Here is a 14789-nt window from a genome sequence, read left to right as displayed (position 1 = left end):
CCTCGATGATTGGTAACCTTCCCTCCGGTAAGAGTAGAGTTGCTCGCGGAGTGGACGCCCATCCCGGTTGTCGTCCCTCGTAACCATCGAACGGAGTCGTCGTGTCTCGAGCTGCCCAGGTGCCCGGCACCGCCGTCGAAGACGTCTCGGTGCTGGGTGCGTTGCGCTCACCGAGGCGACTGAAGACCGAGGTTCTTGCCGGACTGGTGGTGGCGCTGGCGTTGATCCCGGAAGCCATTTCGTTCTCGATCATCGCCGGTGTCGATCCCCGCGTCGGGTTGTTCGCATCGTTCACGATGGCCGTCACCATCTCCATCGTCGGGGGTCGACCGGCGATGATCTCCGCGGCCACCGGAGCGATCGCCCTGGTGGTCGCCCCCTTGGCTCGCGAGTACGGCCTCGACTACCTCATTGCCGCGGTCATCCTCGGGGGAGTGCTGCAGATCGTGTTGAGCGTCCTCGGCGTCGCCAAGTTGATGCGATTCATCCCGCGCAGTGTCATGGTCGGATTCGTCAACGCCCTGGCTATCCTGATCTTCACCTCACAGGTGCCGTACCTGATCGGGGTGCCGTGGTTGGTCTACCCGATGGTCGCCGTCGGACTGCTCATCATGTTCTTCCTGCCGAAGCTCACCACTGTCGTGCCGGCACCTCTGATCGCCATCGTGATCCTCACCGCCGTCACGCTCGTCTTCGCGCTGGCCGTCCCGGACGTGGGCGACGAGGGTGAACTGCCGTCCTCGCTGCCGTCGTTCCTGATCCCGGACGTGCCGTTCACGTTCGACACCCTGTCGATCATCGCGCCGTTCGCTCTGGCCATTGCCCTGGTCGGTCTGCTCGAATCACTGATGACGGCCAAGCTCGTCGACGACATCACCGACTCGCACTCCAACAAGACTCGTGAGGGCTGGGGCCAGGGCGTGGCGAATCTTGTCACCGGATTCACCGGCGGTATGGGCGGCTGCGCGATGATCGGCCAGACCATGATCAACGTGAAGGTCTCCGGTGCCCGCACCCGTATCTCGACGTTCCTCGCCGGCACCTTCTTGTTGATCCTGGTGGTCGGTCTCGGCGACATCGTCGCGCTCATTCCGATGGCCGCATTGGTCGCCGTGATGATCATGGTGTCGGTCGGCACCTTCGACTGGCACAGCATTCACCCGAAGACGTTGCGGCGCATGCCCAAGAGCGAAACTCTCGTCATGGTGGCCACCGTGGCTGTCACCGTGGTCACCCACAACCTCGCGTACGGCGTCGTCGTCGGAGTGATCACCGCGATGGTCTTGTTCGCCAGGCGGGTTGCGCACCTGACCGAGGTTGTCGACGTCGCACATCCCGACGACGACACCCGCGTCTACGCCGTCAAGGGCGAGTTGTTCTTCGCGTCGAGCAACGATCTGATCTACCAGTTCGACTACGTCGGAGATCCGAAGAACGTCGTCATCGACATGTCCGAGTCGCACATCTGGGACGCGTCGACCGTTGCGACCCTCGACGCCATCACCACCAAGTACGCCGCCAAGGGCAAGACGGTGGAGATCGTGGGCCTGAACGCGCCGTCGACCGAGCGGCACGATCGTCTCAGTGGGAACCTGGGTGCCGAGCACTGACTAGGGTGGTTGGTCGGGCGAAGAGAGGCGGCACATGACAGTCGACGGCGTACACATGCAGATCGGGCAGGTAGCTCAACGAACCGAGCTGTCGATTCGCACGGTTCGTCACTACGACGATGTCGGTCTGGTCACGCCCTCTGCTCGGACCGTCGGCGGCTTTCGGCTCTACACCGAGTCCGACGTCGAACGCCTGCTCGTGATTCGCCGGATGAAGCCACTCGACTTCACGTTGGCCGAAATGAAACAGCTACTGGAATCCCTCGACGTTCTCGGCGACGAGAACGCGACCGACGACGCGAGGTCGTCGGCCGCGGCCTTCGTTCGTGATTGCCACACCAAGGCCGAGGAAAGCTGCCGCACGTTGCGGCGGCAGCTCGCCTACGCCGAGGAGCTGACCGAGGTGCTGTCGACTCGCGGCGCAGCGGCCCAGATCTGACCGGCCCAGATCTGACCGGCCCAGATCTGACCGGCCCAGATCTGACCGGACCGGCTCTAGCCGTCCACGACCACCGGGACGATGAGGGGCTGGCGGCCCAAGGTCTGCTTGGCCCAGCGGGCCGATTCCTGCACGATGCGCTTCTCGATGTTCTCGCGGGAGGCAACCTTGACGTCGCTCTCGCGTGTAAGGGTCTTGCCGATCGCCTTGGCCAACGAGTCGAAAGCGTTTGCTTCGTGGGCGAATCCGCGTCCGATGAAGTCGACGTCGTCGACCAGCAGCCCGGTGTCGGGATCGACGATGGCGATGACGGTCAGCACGCCCTCGTTCGCGAGGAGGCGACGCTCGGCCAGTGAATCCTCCGTCACGCCACCGACGGCACTGCCGTCGACGTAGATCAGTTCGATGGGGACGGAGCCGGTGATCTGCGCGACGCCGTCGTACAGGTCGATGACGCTTCCGTTCTCGGCGATGATCACGCGATCGCGAGGAACACCGGTCCTGATGGCGAGATCGGCGTTGGCACGCAGGTGCCGCGATTCACCGTGTACGGGAAGCACATTGGCGGGTTCGAGGATGTTGTAGCAGTAGACGAGCTCGCCGGCGCTGGCGTGACCGGAGACGTGCACCTTGGCATTTCCCTTGTGCACCACGCGTGCACCCTTGTCGACGAGGCCGTTGATGACGCGGTAGATCGCGTTCTCGTTGCCGGGGATCAGGCTGCTCGCCATCAGCACGGTGTCGCCGTCGCCGACCTTGATCTGATGCTCACCCGACGCCATCCGCGACAGCGCCGCGAGGGGCTCGCCCTGCGATCCGGTGCAGATCAGGGTGATCTTGTTGGCCGGGAGCCGGTTGAGCTTCGGGAGGTCCACGACGAGGCCGTCGGGAACGTCGAGGTAGCTCAGGTCGGTCGCAATCTTCATGTTGCGCACCATCGATCGGCCGACGAACGCAACCTTGCGGCCCTGTGCGTGTGCGGCGTCGAGTACCTGTTGAATGCGGTGCACGTGACTGGCGAAGCTCGAGACGATCACGCGTCCCGTCGTTTCGCGGAACACCTTCTCGATGGCCGGGACCAGGTCGCGTTCGGAGACCATGAACCCGGGCACTTCGGCGTTGGTGGAGTCGACGAGGAGGAGATCGAGCCCTTCTTCGCCGAGGCGTGCGAAGCTCCGGAGGTCGGTGATCCGACCGTCCAGCGGGAACTGGTCCATCTTGAAGTCACCGGTGTGCAGCACCAGCCCGGCGTCGGTACGAATGGCGATGGCCAGACCGTCGGGAATCGAGTGGTTGACGGCAATGAACTCGAGCTCGAACGGGCCTTCCTGCCGGGTTTGCCCCGCCTCGACCTCGATCAGCGTGGTCGAGACCTTGAACTCCTCGAACTTGGCAGCCAGGAAATGCAGCGTCAGCCGCGACGAGATGACGGGAATGTCGCCACGCTCGCGCAGCAGATACGGAACGCCGCCGATGTGGTCCTCGTGTCCGTGCGTCAGAACGATGGCGACGACGTCGTCGAGGCGATCCCGGATGCAACTCCAGTCGGGGAGGATGACGTCGACGCCGGGCTGATGCTCCTCGGGAAACAGCACGCCGCAGTCGACGATGAGCAGCTTTCCGTCGAATTCGAAGACGGTCATGTTCCGGCCGATCTCGCCGAGACCGCCCGTCGCGATCACGCGAAGGTGCCCTGCCGACAGCGCTGAGGAGGATCGCTTTCGAGGTGCGGCGGGGGATCTGCGTTGGCGTGGTGATCTAGACATGACCTCAACGCTACGGGGGACTGCCGACCTGGCGTTCACCCCGGTCCGTAGATTCGAGCATCTGCCCGTAGTGGACAGGATGTCCAACCTCGTCGCGGGAGTCGTCGAGTCGCCGGGACGCGTCTGCAATGGACACGATGGTGCAGGTGAGGCCGCCACCGCAGTTGTCTGTTCATGTCCTGGGCCGAATTTCGGCGTACCGGTCGCCGATGGTCGTGCCCACGATCTGCAACAGGCGCGATGCGTCGCGCATGGCTAGCTCGACGTCCGGTTCGAGAGAAGTCAGCGTATGAACGTCGGAAACGCCTGCTGCATGGGCGGCACCGTCGCTGATCTCGCTTCTGCCCACCGCGGCAACGACTGCGATCCCGTGTTCGCGGGCAACCCTGGCAACTCCGATGGGCCCCTTTCCGTGCAGGCTCTGTGCATCGAGCGAACCCTCGCCGACGACGACCAACTGTGCATCGGCGAGCAGGTCGTGGAAGCCGGTGAATTCGAGCATGAATTCGATGCCGGGAACGAGTCGCGCACCGAGAACGCTCGCGAGTCCGAATGCGAGTCCGCCCGCTGCACCTGCACCTGGCATGGTGCGCAGGTCACGGCCGGTCGCCACGTTCACGTGATCGGCCCAGTGCCGCAATCTCGCGTCGAGGGCGTCGACCTGAAGGGCTGTGGCCCCTTTCTGCGGCCCGTAGATCGCAGCTGCGCCGGTGGGACCGGTCAATGGATTGTCCACATCGCAGACCACCACGAGGTCGTTGGAGGAGAGCCGAGAGTCGACGCCGGTCAATCTCGCCCCGGAGCGGTCGATCCGTGCTCCGAGTGCCGTCACCGCGCCCATGCCGCCGTCGGTGCAGGCGCTGCCACCGACCCCGATCACGATGCGGTGCGCGCCGCGTTCGAGGGCATCGGCGATCAACTCGCCGACTCCGAAGGTCGTGGCGTGCATGGCGGACTCCGGGGAGGGGCCACCCGGTACGAGTGCCAGGCCGGCTGCGGCGGCCATCTCCATGACGGCACAACCGCCGAGGTATGCATAGTCTGCCCGGACGGACGGACCGGTCGGCCCCGTCACCGAACACGACACACGTTGCCACCCTCGGGCGAGCATCATCTGGACTGTTCCTTCACCGCCGTCGGCGATGGGAAACTCCACGACGTCGGCCGACGGGATCGAGGTGCGAATGCCGCGAGCCAACGCACCGGCCGCCTGCCCGGCCGTCAGAGATCCTTTGAACTTGTCCGGTGCCACAACGATTTTCGGTCCTGTCACGACGGCGTGCCGGAAATCGATCCATGTCGGGCCCCCAGAGCGACGTAGCGCTCGGCGTTCGCGACGACGCCGCGGCGCTCGTCCTCGGTCGTGTCCCGACGCACTGTGCCCGGTAGTCCGGCAACCATGGAGTTGGGTGGTATGACGCTCCCTTCCAACACGAGCGTGCCCGCAGCGATCATCGAGCCGCGGCCGATGTGTGCGCCGTTGAGGATCAGCGCACCCATCCCGATCAGCACGTCGTCTTCCACCGTGCAGCCATGGAGCACGGCGCGGTGTCCGACGGACACGTTCGCTCCGATCGTCACTGGATAGCCGGGGTCCGAATGCACCACGCATCCGTCCTGGATGTTGCTTCCGGTCGAGATCGTGATGGAGTCACCGTCACCTCTGACGACCGAGCCGTACCAGACACTTGCACGAGGTCCGATGGTCACATTTCCGACGACCACTGCCGGAGAAGCGACCCATGCGCTCGAATCGACCGATGGGCGTGAATCTTCCGATATCAGAACAGTCATGGACGATCAGAATCCGACGTGTTCGTTGCCCTTGAGGCCCAGCCGGGTTCGCGCCTCGGCCGGACTTGCAGGGGAGCGGTCGAACAGGGCCGCGAGCTCTACTGCTTTGGTGACGAGGTCGGCATTGGACTTGGCAACCTCGGTTCGCCGCACCCGTAGGTTGTCTTCGATTCCGACTCGGATGTTGCCGCCGAGCATGAGAGAGAGTGCAGCGAGGTTGAATTCGTTGGGGTAGCCCACGCCGGCTGCGGACCAGGTGAACGAATCCTGGCCGAACAGTCGTTCCGCAGTACGGAGCATGTGGATCAGTTGGTCCGGCTCACCGCCGTTTGCTCCCAGCACACCGAGGACGAATTGGATGTTGAACGGTGCCTCGAGATGCCCGTCCTTGATGAGCTGTTTGAGATTGAACAGCTGACCGACGTCGTAGACCTCGATTTCCGGCCGAGTGTTCGAGTCCTTCATCAGCGCTGCCATGTACTCCATGTCGGCAAAGGTGTTCTTGAAGATGTAGTCCCGGGTGCCTTCCAGATAGTCGCGCTCCCAGTCCGCGAACGGAAGGTCTCGCGCCGCGACCGGGAAGATGCCGAAGTTGAAACTACCGGCGTTGAACGTCCCCATTTCCGGACGAAACTTCAGGACCGACCCACGTTCTTCGATGGTCATACCGCGTCCGCCACCGGTAGTCGGTTGGAGTACGGCGTCGGTTTCCTTCTTCAATTCGGTCAGCAGTCGATCGAACAGTTCCAGGTCCGCGACCGGCTTGCCGGTCGCTTCCTCACGGACGTGCAGATGCAGAATCGAGGCACCTGCCTCGGCTGCTCGAACTCCCTCGCGCACAATCTGATCCACGGTCACGGGTATTGCGGGGCTCTGTGCGGGCACGGTCATGCCGCCGGTCAGGGCGCAGGTGATGATTACTTTGTCGTCCATGATGTTCTCCTCGGTCGTATTCGGTCAGGATGTCGAGTTGTAGGTGCCGGCGAGCTCGGCCAGTGTGGATCGATCGGGTCTGCGTTCCCCTCGTTCGCAGGCGTGCACGATCTGGACGATGAGGTTGTTCAACGGGGCCTGTGCGCAGACGTGTCGGGCAGAGGTGGTGACGCCACCGTTGATGACGTCGACTTCGGTCAGCGCGCCGCGTTCGAGATCTTGGAGCATCGATGCCTTGGTCGGCCCCAGTTTCGACATCAGGTCTTCCAACGCCGCGTCGGCCGCCGGCCGATCGGCGTCGTCACGAACGACGAGAGCTGTCGGTGACACTCCAGCGACTTCGTCGAGTTCGATCCCTAGAGCGTGCGAGACGTCGAATCCTTCGGCCCACAGTCGAAATGCGACGTTGCGTCCGTTCGGATCCGACGCGATCTCGGCGTAGGTGAGCCCACTGACCGCTCCCAGACCAGAAAAAGTGCTGTTGAGCAACAGCTTTGCCCATACTTGCCCGAGTATGTTGTCGACCACGCGGACCTCAGCTGCGTCCGCCATGAGCGCCGCCAGTGTTTCGGTGCGGGGCGAGGTCGATCCATCCTTCTCCCCGATGACGAACGGTGCCACTGTCGTCTGCGCGACGTGTCCGACGCCGAGATTGGTAGCGCCCCATTCGACGACCCCGATCAAGAACCTGTCGCTTCCGACGAGTCGTTCGACGGTGTCCTGGACGAGCCCGTTGCCGAACGACACGTACGTGTCGACCAGGTTCCGTTCGACGAGGGGGGCCAAGGCGGTGTCGATGTAGAGCGCCTTGAGGAAGACCAGGGCGAAATCGAACGTTCCGGTGAGCTCCGAAACATTGGATACCGCATCGATTTTCACGAGGGACTCGTGTCCGAGTTCGTCGAACCGCAGCCCGGGATCACGCATCGCCGACGCGTGTGCGGCGTTGGCATCGAGGACTGTGACGTGGTGGCCGGCACGGGCCAAGTGTGAGGCGGTCACACCTCCGATCGCGCCTGCACCGACGATCAGGATTCTGATGCTCATGGGTATGCCTCTTCGTTGGGTTCGGTGGCGGATGTCGAAGGATGCGGACCGATGCCGCCCTGGGGCCGATGAAGGATGTGAGCGTTCTCGGGCATGGGGTTACACCGTTCGGGACTGTGCTGTGGTGTCAGTGAGAGATGTTGTGGGCGAAAGGTTTCAGGGGTGAGATCTGGAGGTCGTCGGTGCAGTGATCGCAGCGTTCGTTCTGACGCAGCCGCAGGTGGTTCCGATGCGCATTTCGTGTGCGCGCAGGACAGCTTGAAACGATCCGCCTACGCCGTCGATGCGTCGCACCAGAAGTTCGAGTGCCTGCTCGGCGAGTTCTCGGCGAGGCTGGCGGACGGTGGTGAGCTCGACGAGAGAGGATGCTCCGGGAAACAGGCCGTCGAATCCGGTGACTGCGACATCGTGTGGGACGCGAATGTTGTTCGTACGCAGCGCACTGAGAGCTCCCAGCGCGATCACGTCGCTGCCGCATACCAGCGCTCTGGGCAGTACTTTGCCGGCGAGCAGTTTCTGCACGGCCTGCGCTCCGCCTGCTTCACTCAGGTAGGTGGTGATGCCGGAGCTGCTGGAGCCGCGAAGACCGCGTCGGTCGGTGACGCTGCGGAATCCGGCCTCGCGGGCGGCGGACGCGCTCGAGGTGCGTGGTCCGGTGATGGTCACGATATCGGTGTAACCGTGGCCGACGACATGCTCCATCATCTCTGTCGCAGCGGTGAAGTCGTCGATACCGACGAAGTCTCCGGCGATGCTGTCGATGCGGCGCGAGAGCTGCACGAAGGGGATGTGCGCGCTGCGTAGAGACCGGATCACATCGCCGTCGTCCGGATGCAGAACCGTGAGCACTACTCCGTCGACCTGGCGGGCGATCATGGCTTCGGTGATGCTGCGCAGAGTGTCCGGATCTTCTTGGGTATGGGAGACGAAGACTTCGTAGCCCTTGGCGCGTGCTGCATCGATGGCCCCGGCCGCAATTTCGGCATAGAAGGGATTTGCGATGTCGGTCAGCACCAATCCGATGACGCGAGTGCGTTGGGCTCGTAGTTGAGCGGCTCGCACGCTCGACGTGTGACCCAGGCGCTGCGCGACGTCGAGAACGTGTGAGCGGGTCTCGTCCGACACCCCTCCACGCCCGTTCATGACGTACGACACGGTCGCGCCCGAGACACCAGCAGCTCGGGCCACCTGTGCGGCCGAGACGCGAGGTCGGATGGTCGAGGTGGCTGCGACACCATCGGTGCCCTCGGTGGTGTGGTCTCCTTCGTTCGGCTGCACTGTCTCGACCTCCTTCCCTCTCTCGTGGCGGAATCCGAGGTTAAGTGTGACCTGAATCATTAAGCAACGTTAAGCGCGATGGAGCTCGGATCTGCCGGTAAGTGTGCGAGTCAGCCGTGTCGTACCAGCTCGAGTGGCTGACGAATTCGGTCCGAACGGACGTTGTGCCCGAGATACGTGATCTCCTCTGCATCGAAATGTGTCGAGTGGTCGATCTCACAACTTAACGTTGCTTAATTTTCGTGCAGGTTCCTACAGTTCCCTCGGTCGACCCAAGCACCGGCACCATGGCCGGGAAATCGTCGGCGATCACTGGAAGGACGAAGATGGACATCGGTCCGGTTCTCTCTCGACGCGCTCTTCTGCGCGGCACCGCGGGTGCTGCCCTGATGGGCGTGCTGGCGAGCTGCTCCTCGGCTGCGGGTACTACGGGCGGCTCCAGCGGATTTCGCATCGGCTACGCGAACGGAGTCATCGGAAACTCGTGGCGCGGTCAGTTCGTCGCCAACATCGAGGACAAGGGTGCGCAGCTCCGACAGTCCGGGATTCTGTCGGAACTGCGCGTCGTCAACAGCGCAGCCGACATCACGCAGCAGATCAGTCAACTGAACAATTTCCTGAGCTCCGATCTGGACGCCGTGCTGATCGATCCGGTGTCGGCCGGTTCGGTCCAGGCCGTCATTCCGCGCTTGCAGGCCGCAGGCATGCTGGTCGTGGTGTCCAACGACCCTGCTCCGACGCCGGACGCAGTCAACGTCATCGGTGACAACAGCACATGGTGGCGGATGCAGACTCAGTGGCTCGTCGAGCAGTTGGGCGGCCGAGGAAAAATCGTCATGGTCACCGGGGTGCCGGGTTCCACCGCAGACGTTCAACGCGTGAAGGCAGCTCGAGAGGTGCTTGCCGGCGCGCCGGGTATCGAGGTGATCGCATCGGTTCCTGGATTCTGGGATCCAGCGAAGGCACGCACCGCGATGGCGAACGTCCTCGCAACCCAATCGCAGATAGATGGGGTGTTGATGCAGGACGTGATGGCGGAGGGCGTCATTCGAGCCTTCCAGTCATCCGGTCGTGATCTACCGAGAGTGATGACCGGCGATTACACCGCCGGGTTCTTGCGCTCATGGGCTTCGTTGCCCGATCTGGTGTCCATCGGTGTGCCGTACTCGCCCACCAACGGTGCCGATTCGATCGAGTTCGCGGTTCGTCTGTTGCAGGGCAGAACAATTCGATCGAACATGCTCGCGCCGAACCCCGAGCGCGAGGATCTGCGCAATGCCGTGTTGCTCGCACCGTCGTTGGCCATCACGCGTGATGGGCAACCCGGCCCGTGGACGCCGGAGGGAACCGAAGTCATCAGCCTCGATGATGCACTGGCTCGGGTGGACGGCAAGCCGGACAACTACACGCTCGAAGCATCCATGCCCGTCGACCGCATCGAGGAGTTCTTCTGATGGCACTGCATGTACAGAACATCACCAAGGACTACGGTCATGTCCGGGCACTCCAGGGCGCAGATCTCACGCTGCAACCGGGTGAGGTGCGAGCGCTCCTGGGCGGCAACGGATCCGGTAAGAGCACGCTCACCAAGGTGATCACCGGTGTCACCGCTGCGGACACCGGCACGATCGAGATCGACGGCGAGAAGGTCGATATATCGGGGCCCAGCACAGCCGCTCGGCTCGGCATCGCGGCTACCTATCAGGAAGTGTCGCTCGCCGGTGATCTCACCGTCGCCGAGAACCTGTGCGTCCGCCGCATTCCCACGCGACTGAAACTACTGTCCGCCCCGTCACGCGAGCGAGACGCCATGAGCTCGGCGCTCGATCGCGTCGGCCTGTCGGCAGCTGTTCTCGGGTCCTACGTTCGCGATCTCGATCTCGAACAACGATCGTTGGTCGAACTGGCGCGAGTTCTCGCAGCCCGGCCGAAGTATGTGGTCCTCGACGAGCTCACCGCCTCGTTGCGCGCCGAGCGAGTCGATCTCGTGGGCGAGGTCATTGCAGATATCGCCGCAGGTGGCAGCGCAGTGCTGTTCGTCTCGCATCGACTCGAGGAGATCGAGCGTTTCTGCACCAGCGCGACGGTCCTGAGAAACGGCCGTGTCGTGCTCGACGGCTCACTCTCCGATCTGAGCATCGAGGATCTCGTCACGTCCATGACCGGTGAAGAGCAGGTCGCGGACGACCGCCGCCGCGTCGTTCGAGCCACGGAGAAGGCCGGGGATCCGGTACTGGTGGCCGAGCAGGTACTCGTTACCGGTGCAGCCGGGCCGATTTCGCTGACCCTGAAAGCAAAGACGGTGACAGGTATTGCAGGACTGAGCGGTCAGGGGCAAGGAGAATTGCTGCGAGCGCTCGCAGGCACCACACCGGCAGAGGGCACGGTCACCGTCGACGGGCGAGTACTGCAACTGGGACAGGTGCGCGATTTCGTCTCCAGCGGAGTCGGATTCGTCTCGGGCGAGCGCGACCGGGAGATGTCGTTCGGCGTGCGGACCGTGGACGAGAATGCGCGGTCGGTCTCGCTGTCGCGCAGAATGCAGTTCGATGTCGGTGCGATGCTCGGACGCCTGCAACTCCCCTCGACACACCGCAGAGCCGCGATGGGGGGCCTGTCCGGTGGACAGCAGCAGAAGGTGATCCTCGGGCGCTGGTTGGGTTCGACCCCCTCGGTCCTCGTCGCCGACGATCCCACCCGCGGAATCGATATCGGGGCCCGCCGCGAGATCCACCGTTTGGTCCGGGAGATAGCCGATTCCGGGTCGGCGGTGCTGATGACGTCGAGTGACGACCACGAACTTGCCGAGGTGTGCGATCGCGTGATCGTCGTCTACCGCGGCGAACGAGTCGTCGAACTGTACGGAGCGGACGTCACGGAGCAGAAGATATCCGATGCATCGGTTCGCAGCGGACTGACCCACAGCGCCAGAAAGGCGGCACGATGACCACGCTCGATTCACCCCGGTCGCGACCGGCGGACGACACCTCGGACGGGTCGTCCACCCGTCTGCAGCAGGTGCGCCGGTGGCCGGGTCTTCCCGTCCTCGTTCTGTTCGTGGCCATGTTGCTCGTCTGTACGGCGCTACGACCGCAATTCGTCAGTGCACCATCACTTTCGGGGTTTCTGGCGATCTTTGCGCCATCGATCTGCCTGGCGATCGGGGTAGGTTTCGTGATGTCGGTCGGGAGCATCGACCTGTCCATCGGTCCACTGATGGGCATGGCGAACATCCTCACGGTGTTGCTCGGCTCGGTAGGCTTCTCGCTCTTCACGGCAGGTCCCAGCGGTGCTGCTGCCGCATGCTCGGAACCAGGATTGTGTTCCCAGGGTCTACCGTTCGCACTGGCAGCAACGATCGCGGTCGCGGTGACCGGGCTGTTCGGTTTGATCAACGGGCTCCTCGTGGCCTACGCCCGCCTTCAGCCGCTACTCGCCACGCTCGCAAGCGGATTCGTTGTCACGGGTATCGGTCTGTGGTTCTTCCCCAAACCCGGCGGAAGCGTCAGTTCGGCGGCGGTCGGTGCCTACGGCGCTCCCGCATTGCTGTCCTTGCCGCTGTTGGCCGTCGTCCTCGTCGTCACGTTGGCGGTAGTGGTGGCCAAGTCTCCGCTGGGCGTGCAGATGCGTGCTGTCGGAAGCGACCGTAGCCGTGCATATTCGGCCTTGATCGACGTGTCACGCACGACGGTTCTGGCTTTCACCGCAGCTGGGGTGCTCGCAGGTGTTGCCGGCGTGCTGTTCACGCTGTCCGTGGCGTCCGCAGACCCCACCATCGGAGTCACGTTCACCCTCAACGCTGTTGCGGGAGCCGTGCTCGGCGGTGCGGCACTTCGAGGAGGCCTTCTCGACCCCGTCGGGCCGCTGTTGGGAGCCGCAGCTCTGGGCCTGGTCGGTGTTCTCATCGATGCGCTGAATGTCCCCACCTACTTCCAGCAACTCGCGTCGGGAGTGATCATCGTCGTTGCACTCGCGGCGACCACCCGCGCTGCCCGGGCCAGAAAGGCACGATCATGACCGTCACACCATCGACCGAGCGGATCGTTACGGGGCCAGGACTGCGGGCACGCATCCGGCGGGCCACCTGGATTCCCGCGGTCGCCACTGCAGTGATCCTGTTCGTCTTGGGTGGCGTGCTGTCACCGGGCTACGCGACGTGGCAGAACCTCAACGACATCTTGGCGGTCGCCGCCATTCTGGCGATCGCGGCCGCGGGGCAGACTCTGGTCATCATCGCCGGTGACTTCGGAATCGACCTGTCCATCGGTGCGGTGATGTCGTTGACGGCCGTGCTCGCATACATGGCCATGGCAGGTGGGCCGTCCATGATGCCGGTTGCACTGGTGGTCGTCGTCGTGGTCGGCGCCCTGTTCGGCCTCGTGAACGGAACGATCGTCACCGTGTTCCGACTGCCCGCGCTGGTCGTCACTCTCGGCACCCTCGTCATCGCCTCCGGCCTCACCTTCGCCATCGCCCAAGGAGGTACGCCCGCCGGATCGGTGCCCGCCGTGCTGTTGAACCTCTCGTCCGCCAGCATCGGTGGCATCAGACCGATCACGCTGATCGCCGTGGTCCTGGTAGGACTGTTGGCGGTCTTTCTCCACCGCAGCCGGTTCGGGCGTCAGCTGCTCCTCGTCGGTAGCAACCGCGAGGCGGCCCGGCTCAGCGGAATACCCGTCCAACGCGTCGTGATCACTGCCTTCGTCGGGGCTGGTGTACTTGCCGGCGTCGCAGGCATTCTCCTGCTCGGCTACGCAGGGACGGCGAATCTCTCACTCGGTGCCGATTACCAAATTCTGACGATTTCGGCCGCCGTCATCGGCGGTGCAGCGCTGTCGGGTGGTGACGGCAACGTGATTCGCACAGCGGCAGGAGCTATCGCGCTACAGGTGCTGACCACTTTCCTGTTGACTGTGGGAGTGGGCAACGCGGTACGACAGATCGTGACCGGATTGATTCTGCTCGTGCTGTTGCTCGCCAATTCACGAACCCCGCGCCTGCGCGCATGACTGGGAGTATCACGGTGAACCATTCCGCATCGTCCAACGGATCGATTCCGATCTATCGAGTCACTGCTCTGCGTCAAGGGTGGCTGGAGGTGGACCGAAGCTCGCAGACGTACATGCACGGCTTCGGCGAGTCCATCTGGGTACCCGTGTGGGCGTACCTGATTCAGGGCGAGACGATCCCGAATATTCTGGTCGACACCGGGATCGCCGATCCCGGATGGGTCGCCGACAACGTCGCACCTTGTCGTCAGGCGGCCGACGAGACGATCGTCGGATCGTTGGGAACGGTCGGCCTCACGCCGGAGGACATCGGCATCGTCGTCAATACCCACCTGCATTACGACCACAGCGACAACAACCCGCTCTTCGCGCACGCAAAATTCTTCGTTTCACGCATCGAATGGGACAGCGCAGCCGAGCCTTTCGAACTCCAGGACAGCATCTACACCGGCCGATGGCTTGCCGGAGACCTCACGCCGTTTCACTACACGTTGATCGAGGGCAAGTACTTCGACATCGCTCCCGGCATCAGGTCCATGCAGACGCCAGGCCATTGCCCGGGCATCCAGACCATCTTGGTCAACACTGCCGAGGGTGTTGCCGCCCTCTGCGGCGACGCAATGAATTCACCGGAGAACATCAGACTCAATACGCCACCCGGGATCGTCACGGACGTCGTCGCCGCAATGGATTCGATCCACCGCATCGTCGCCAATTCCGACGTCGTGCTGACCGGCCATGATCCGGGACTCGGACACGGACAGAGCTCGGCGTTTCCGCGCGTCGTCGACTTCGATGCGTCCACGCGCGGAGGGCCGGTGGATCGAAGCGACGAACGAGTGGTCGCAGCTACCATCGGGCCGGCCTGATACGGGCAACGTCCTGCCCGGCCGGTAGTTCGCAATCGGCTCGC

Annotated in this window: 13 protein-coding genes; 7 read left to right on the top strand and 6 right to left on the bottom strand. The window is 63.6% G+C overall.

Translation table 11 applies throughout. The features are described 5' to 3' along the window. Nucleotides 1-101: 101 nt before the first annotated feature. Together ASH04_RS20950 and ASH04_RS20945 are read left to right on the top strand one after the other, a co-directional pair. Complete coding sequence (locus ASH04_RS20950; protein WP_027495310.1) at nucleotides 102-1610, top strand: SulP family inorganic anion transporter; 1509 nt, start codon at nucleotides 102-104, stop codon at nucleotides 1608-1610. A gap of 34 nt (nucleotides 1611-1644) precedes the next feature. Further along, a complete protein-coding gene (locus ASH04_RS20945) occupies nucleotides 1645-2049 on the top strand; it encodes a MerR family transcriptional regulator (protein WP_057474434.1) in 405 nt (134 codons plus the stop codon). 56 nt (nucleotides 2050-2105) lie between these two features. On the opposite strand, the gene ASH04_RS20940 is transcribed toward ASH04_RS20945, so the two are convergent. The 6 genes from ASH04_RS20940 to ASH04_RS20915 all read right to left on the bottom strand — a co-directional run bounded on the left by ASH04_RS20940 (nucleotide 2106) and on the right by ASH04_RS20915 (nucleotide 8867). Further along, entirely contained in the window at nucleotides 2106-3815 is a 1710-nt protein-coding gene (locus tag ASH04_RS20940; protein ID WP_045841016.1) for a ribonuclease J, read from the bottom strand. Nucleotides 3816-3987: 172 nt separating this feature from the next. Next, a complete protein-coding gene (locus ASH04_RS20935; RefSeq protein ID WP_156394632.1) occupies nucleotides 3988-5067 on the bottom strand; it encodes a glycerate kinase in 1080 nt (359 codons plus the stop codon). A 17-nt stretch (nucleotides 5068-5084) separates the two neighbouring features. Further along, nucleotides 5085-5609: a gamma carbonic anhydrase family protein gene (locus tag ASH04_RS20930; RefSeq protein ID WP_057474433.1), complete on the bottom strand. Its 525-nt coding sequence runs from the start codon at nucleotides 5607-5609 to the stop codon at nucleotides 5085-5087. Between the two features lie 6 nt (nucleotides 5610-5615). Further along, the gene (locus tag ASH04_RS20925; RefSeq protein WP_032387571.1) at nucleotides 5616-6542 is read right to left on the bottom strand and encodes a 3-keto-5-aminohexanoate cleavage protein; all 927 of its coding nucleotides are present in this window, start codon (nucleotides 6540-6542) and stop codon (nucleotides 5616-5618) included. Between the two features lie 24 nt (nucleotides 6543-6566). Continuing rightward, nucleotides 6567-7589 carry a ketopantoate reductase family protein gene (locus ASH04_RS20920; RefSeq protein WP_057474432.1) on the bottom strand — a complete coding sequence of 341 codons (1023 nt, stop codon included), beginning with the start codon at nucleotides 7587-7589 and terminating at the stop codon, nucleotides 6567-6569. A gap of 156 nt (nucleotides 7590-7745) precedes the next feature. Further along, nucleotides 7746-8867, bottom strand: a complete 1122-nt coding sequence (locus tag ASH04_RS20915) for a LacI family DNA-binding transcriptional regulator (RefSeq protein WP_235580058.1) — start codon at nucleotides 8865-8867, stop codon at nucleotides 7746-7748. A gap of 326 nt (nucleotides 8868-9193) precedes the next feature. On the opposite strand from ASH04_RS20915, the gene ASH04_RS20910 reads away from it, so the two are divergent. Genes ASH04_RS20910 through ASH04_RS20890 form a run of 5 tightly spaced genes read left to right on the top strand, consistent with a single transcriptional unit; the run spans nucleotide 9194 to nucleotide 14745 of the window. Next, the gene (locus ASH04_RS20910) at nucleotides 9194-10321 is read left to right on the top strand and encodes an ABC transporter substrate-binding protein (RefSeq protein ID WP_162247559.1); all 1128 of its coding nucleotides are present in this window, start codon (nucleotides 9194-9196) and stop codon (nucleotides 10319-10321) included. Next, nucleotides 10321-11814, top strand: a complete 1494-nt coding sequence (locus tag ASH04_RS20905; RefSeq protein ID WP_057474431.1) for a sugar ABC transporter ATP-binding protein — start codon at nucleotides 10321-10323, stop codon at nucleotides 11812-11814. The genes ASH04_RS20910 and ASH04_RS20905 overlap by 1 nt, the downstream gene beginning before the upstream one ends. Continuing rightward, nucleotides 11811-12884: an ABC transporter permease gene (locus ASH04_RS20900; RefSeq protein WP_057474430.1), complete on the top strand. Its 1074-nt coding sequence runs from the start codon at nucleotides 11811-11813 to the stop codon at nucleotides 12882-12884. Before ASH04_RS20905 ends, ASH04_RS20900 begins: the two co-directional genes overlap by 4 nt. After that, the gene (locus ASH04_RS20895; RefSeq protein WP_052057384.1) at nucleotides 12881-13876 is read left to right on the top strand and encodes an ABC transporter permease; all 996 of its coding nucleotides are present in this window, start codon (nucleotides 12881-12883) and stop codon (nucleotides 13874-13876) included. Before ASH04_RS20900 ends, ASH04_RS20895 begins: the two co-directional genes overlap by 4 nt. Before the next feature lie 14 nt (nucleotides 13877-13890). Beyond that, nucleotides 13891-14745 (top strand): N-acyl homoserine lactonase family protein, encoded by an 855-nt coding sequence (locus ASH04_RS20890; protein WP_162247558.1) that lies wholly within the window; start codon nucleotides 13891-13893, stop codon nucleotides 14743-14745. Nucleotides 14746-14789: the final 44 nt, after the last annotated feature.

Source organism: Rhodococcus sp. Leaf233, assembly GCF_001426165.1.
Taxonomy (GTDB): Bacteria; Actinomycetota; Actinomycetes; order Mycobacteriales; family Mycobacteriaceae; genus Rhodococcoides; species Rhodococcoides fascians.
This window is presented reverse-complemented; position numbering and strand designations above follow the sequence as displayed.

Coding starts and splice junctions, on each gene's coding strand:
- ASH04_RS20945 (WP_057474434.1), top strand. CDS start 1,645: ATGACAGTCGACGGCGTACACATGCAGATCGGGCAGGTAGCTCAACGA.
- ASH04_RS20940 (WP_045841016.1), bottom strand. CDS start 3,815: ATGTCTAGATCACCACGCCAACGCAGATCCCCCGCCGCACCTCGAAAG.
- ASH04_RS20930 (WP_057474433.1), bottom strand. CDS start 5,609: ATGACTGTTCTGATATCGGAAGATTCACGCCCATCGGTCGATTCGAGC.
- ASH04_RS20925 (WP_032387571.1), bottom strand. CDS start 6,542: ATGGACGACAAAGTAATCATCACCTGCGCCCTGACCGGCGGCATGACC.
- ASH04_RS20920 (WP_057474432.1), bottom strand. CDS start 7,589: ATGAGCATCAGAATCCTGATCGTCGGTGCAGGCGCGATCGGAGGTGTG.
- ASH04_RS20910 (WP_162247559.1), top strand. CDS start 9,194: ATGGACATCGGTCCGGTTCTCTCTCGACGCGCTCTTCTGCGCGGCACC.
- ASH04_RS20905 (WP_057474431.1), top strand. CDS start 10,321: ATGGCACTGCATGTACAGAACATCACCAAGGACTACGGTCATGTCCGG.
- ASH04_RS20900 (WP_057474430.1), top strand. CDS start 11,811: ATGACCACGCTCGATTCACCCCGGTCGCGACCGGCGGACGACACCTCG.
- ASH04_RS20895 (WP_052057384.1), top strand. CDS start 12,881: ATGACCGTCACACCATCGACCGAGCGGATCGTTACGGGGCCAGGACTG.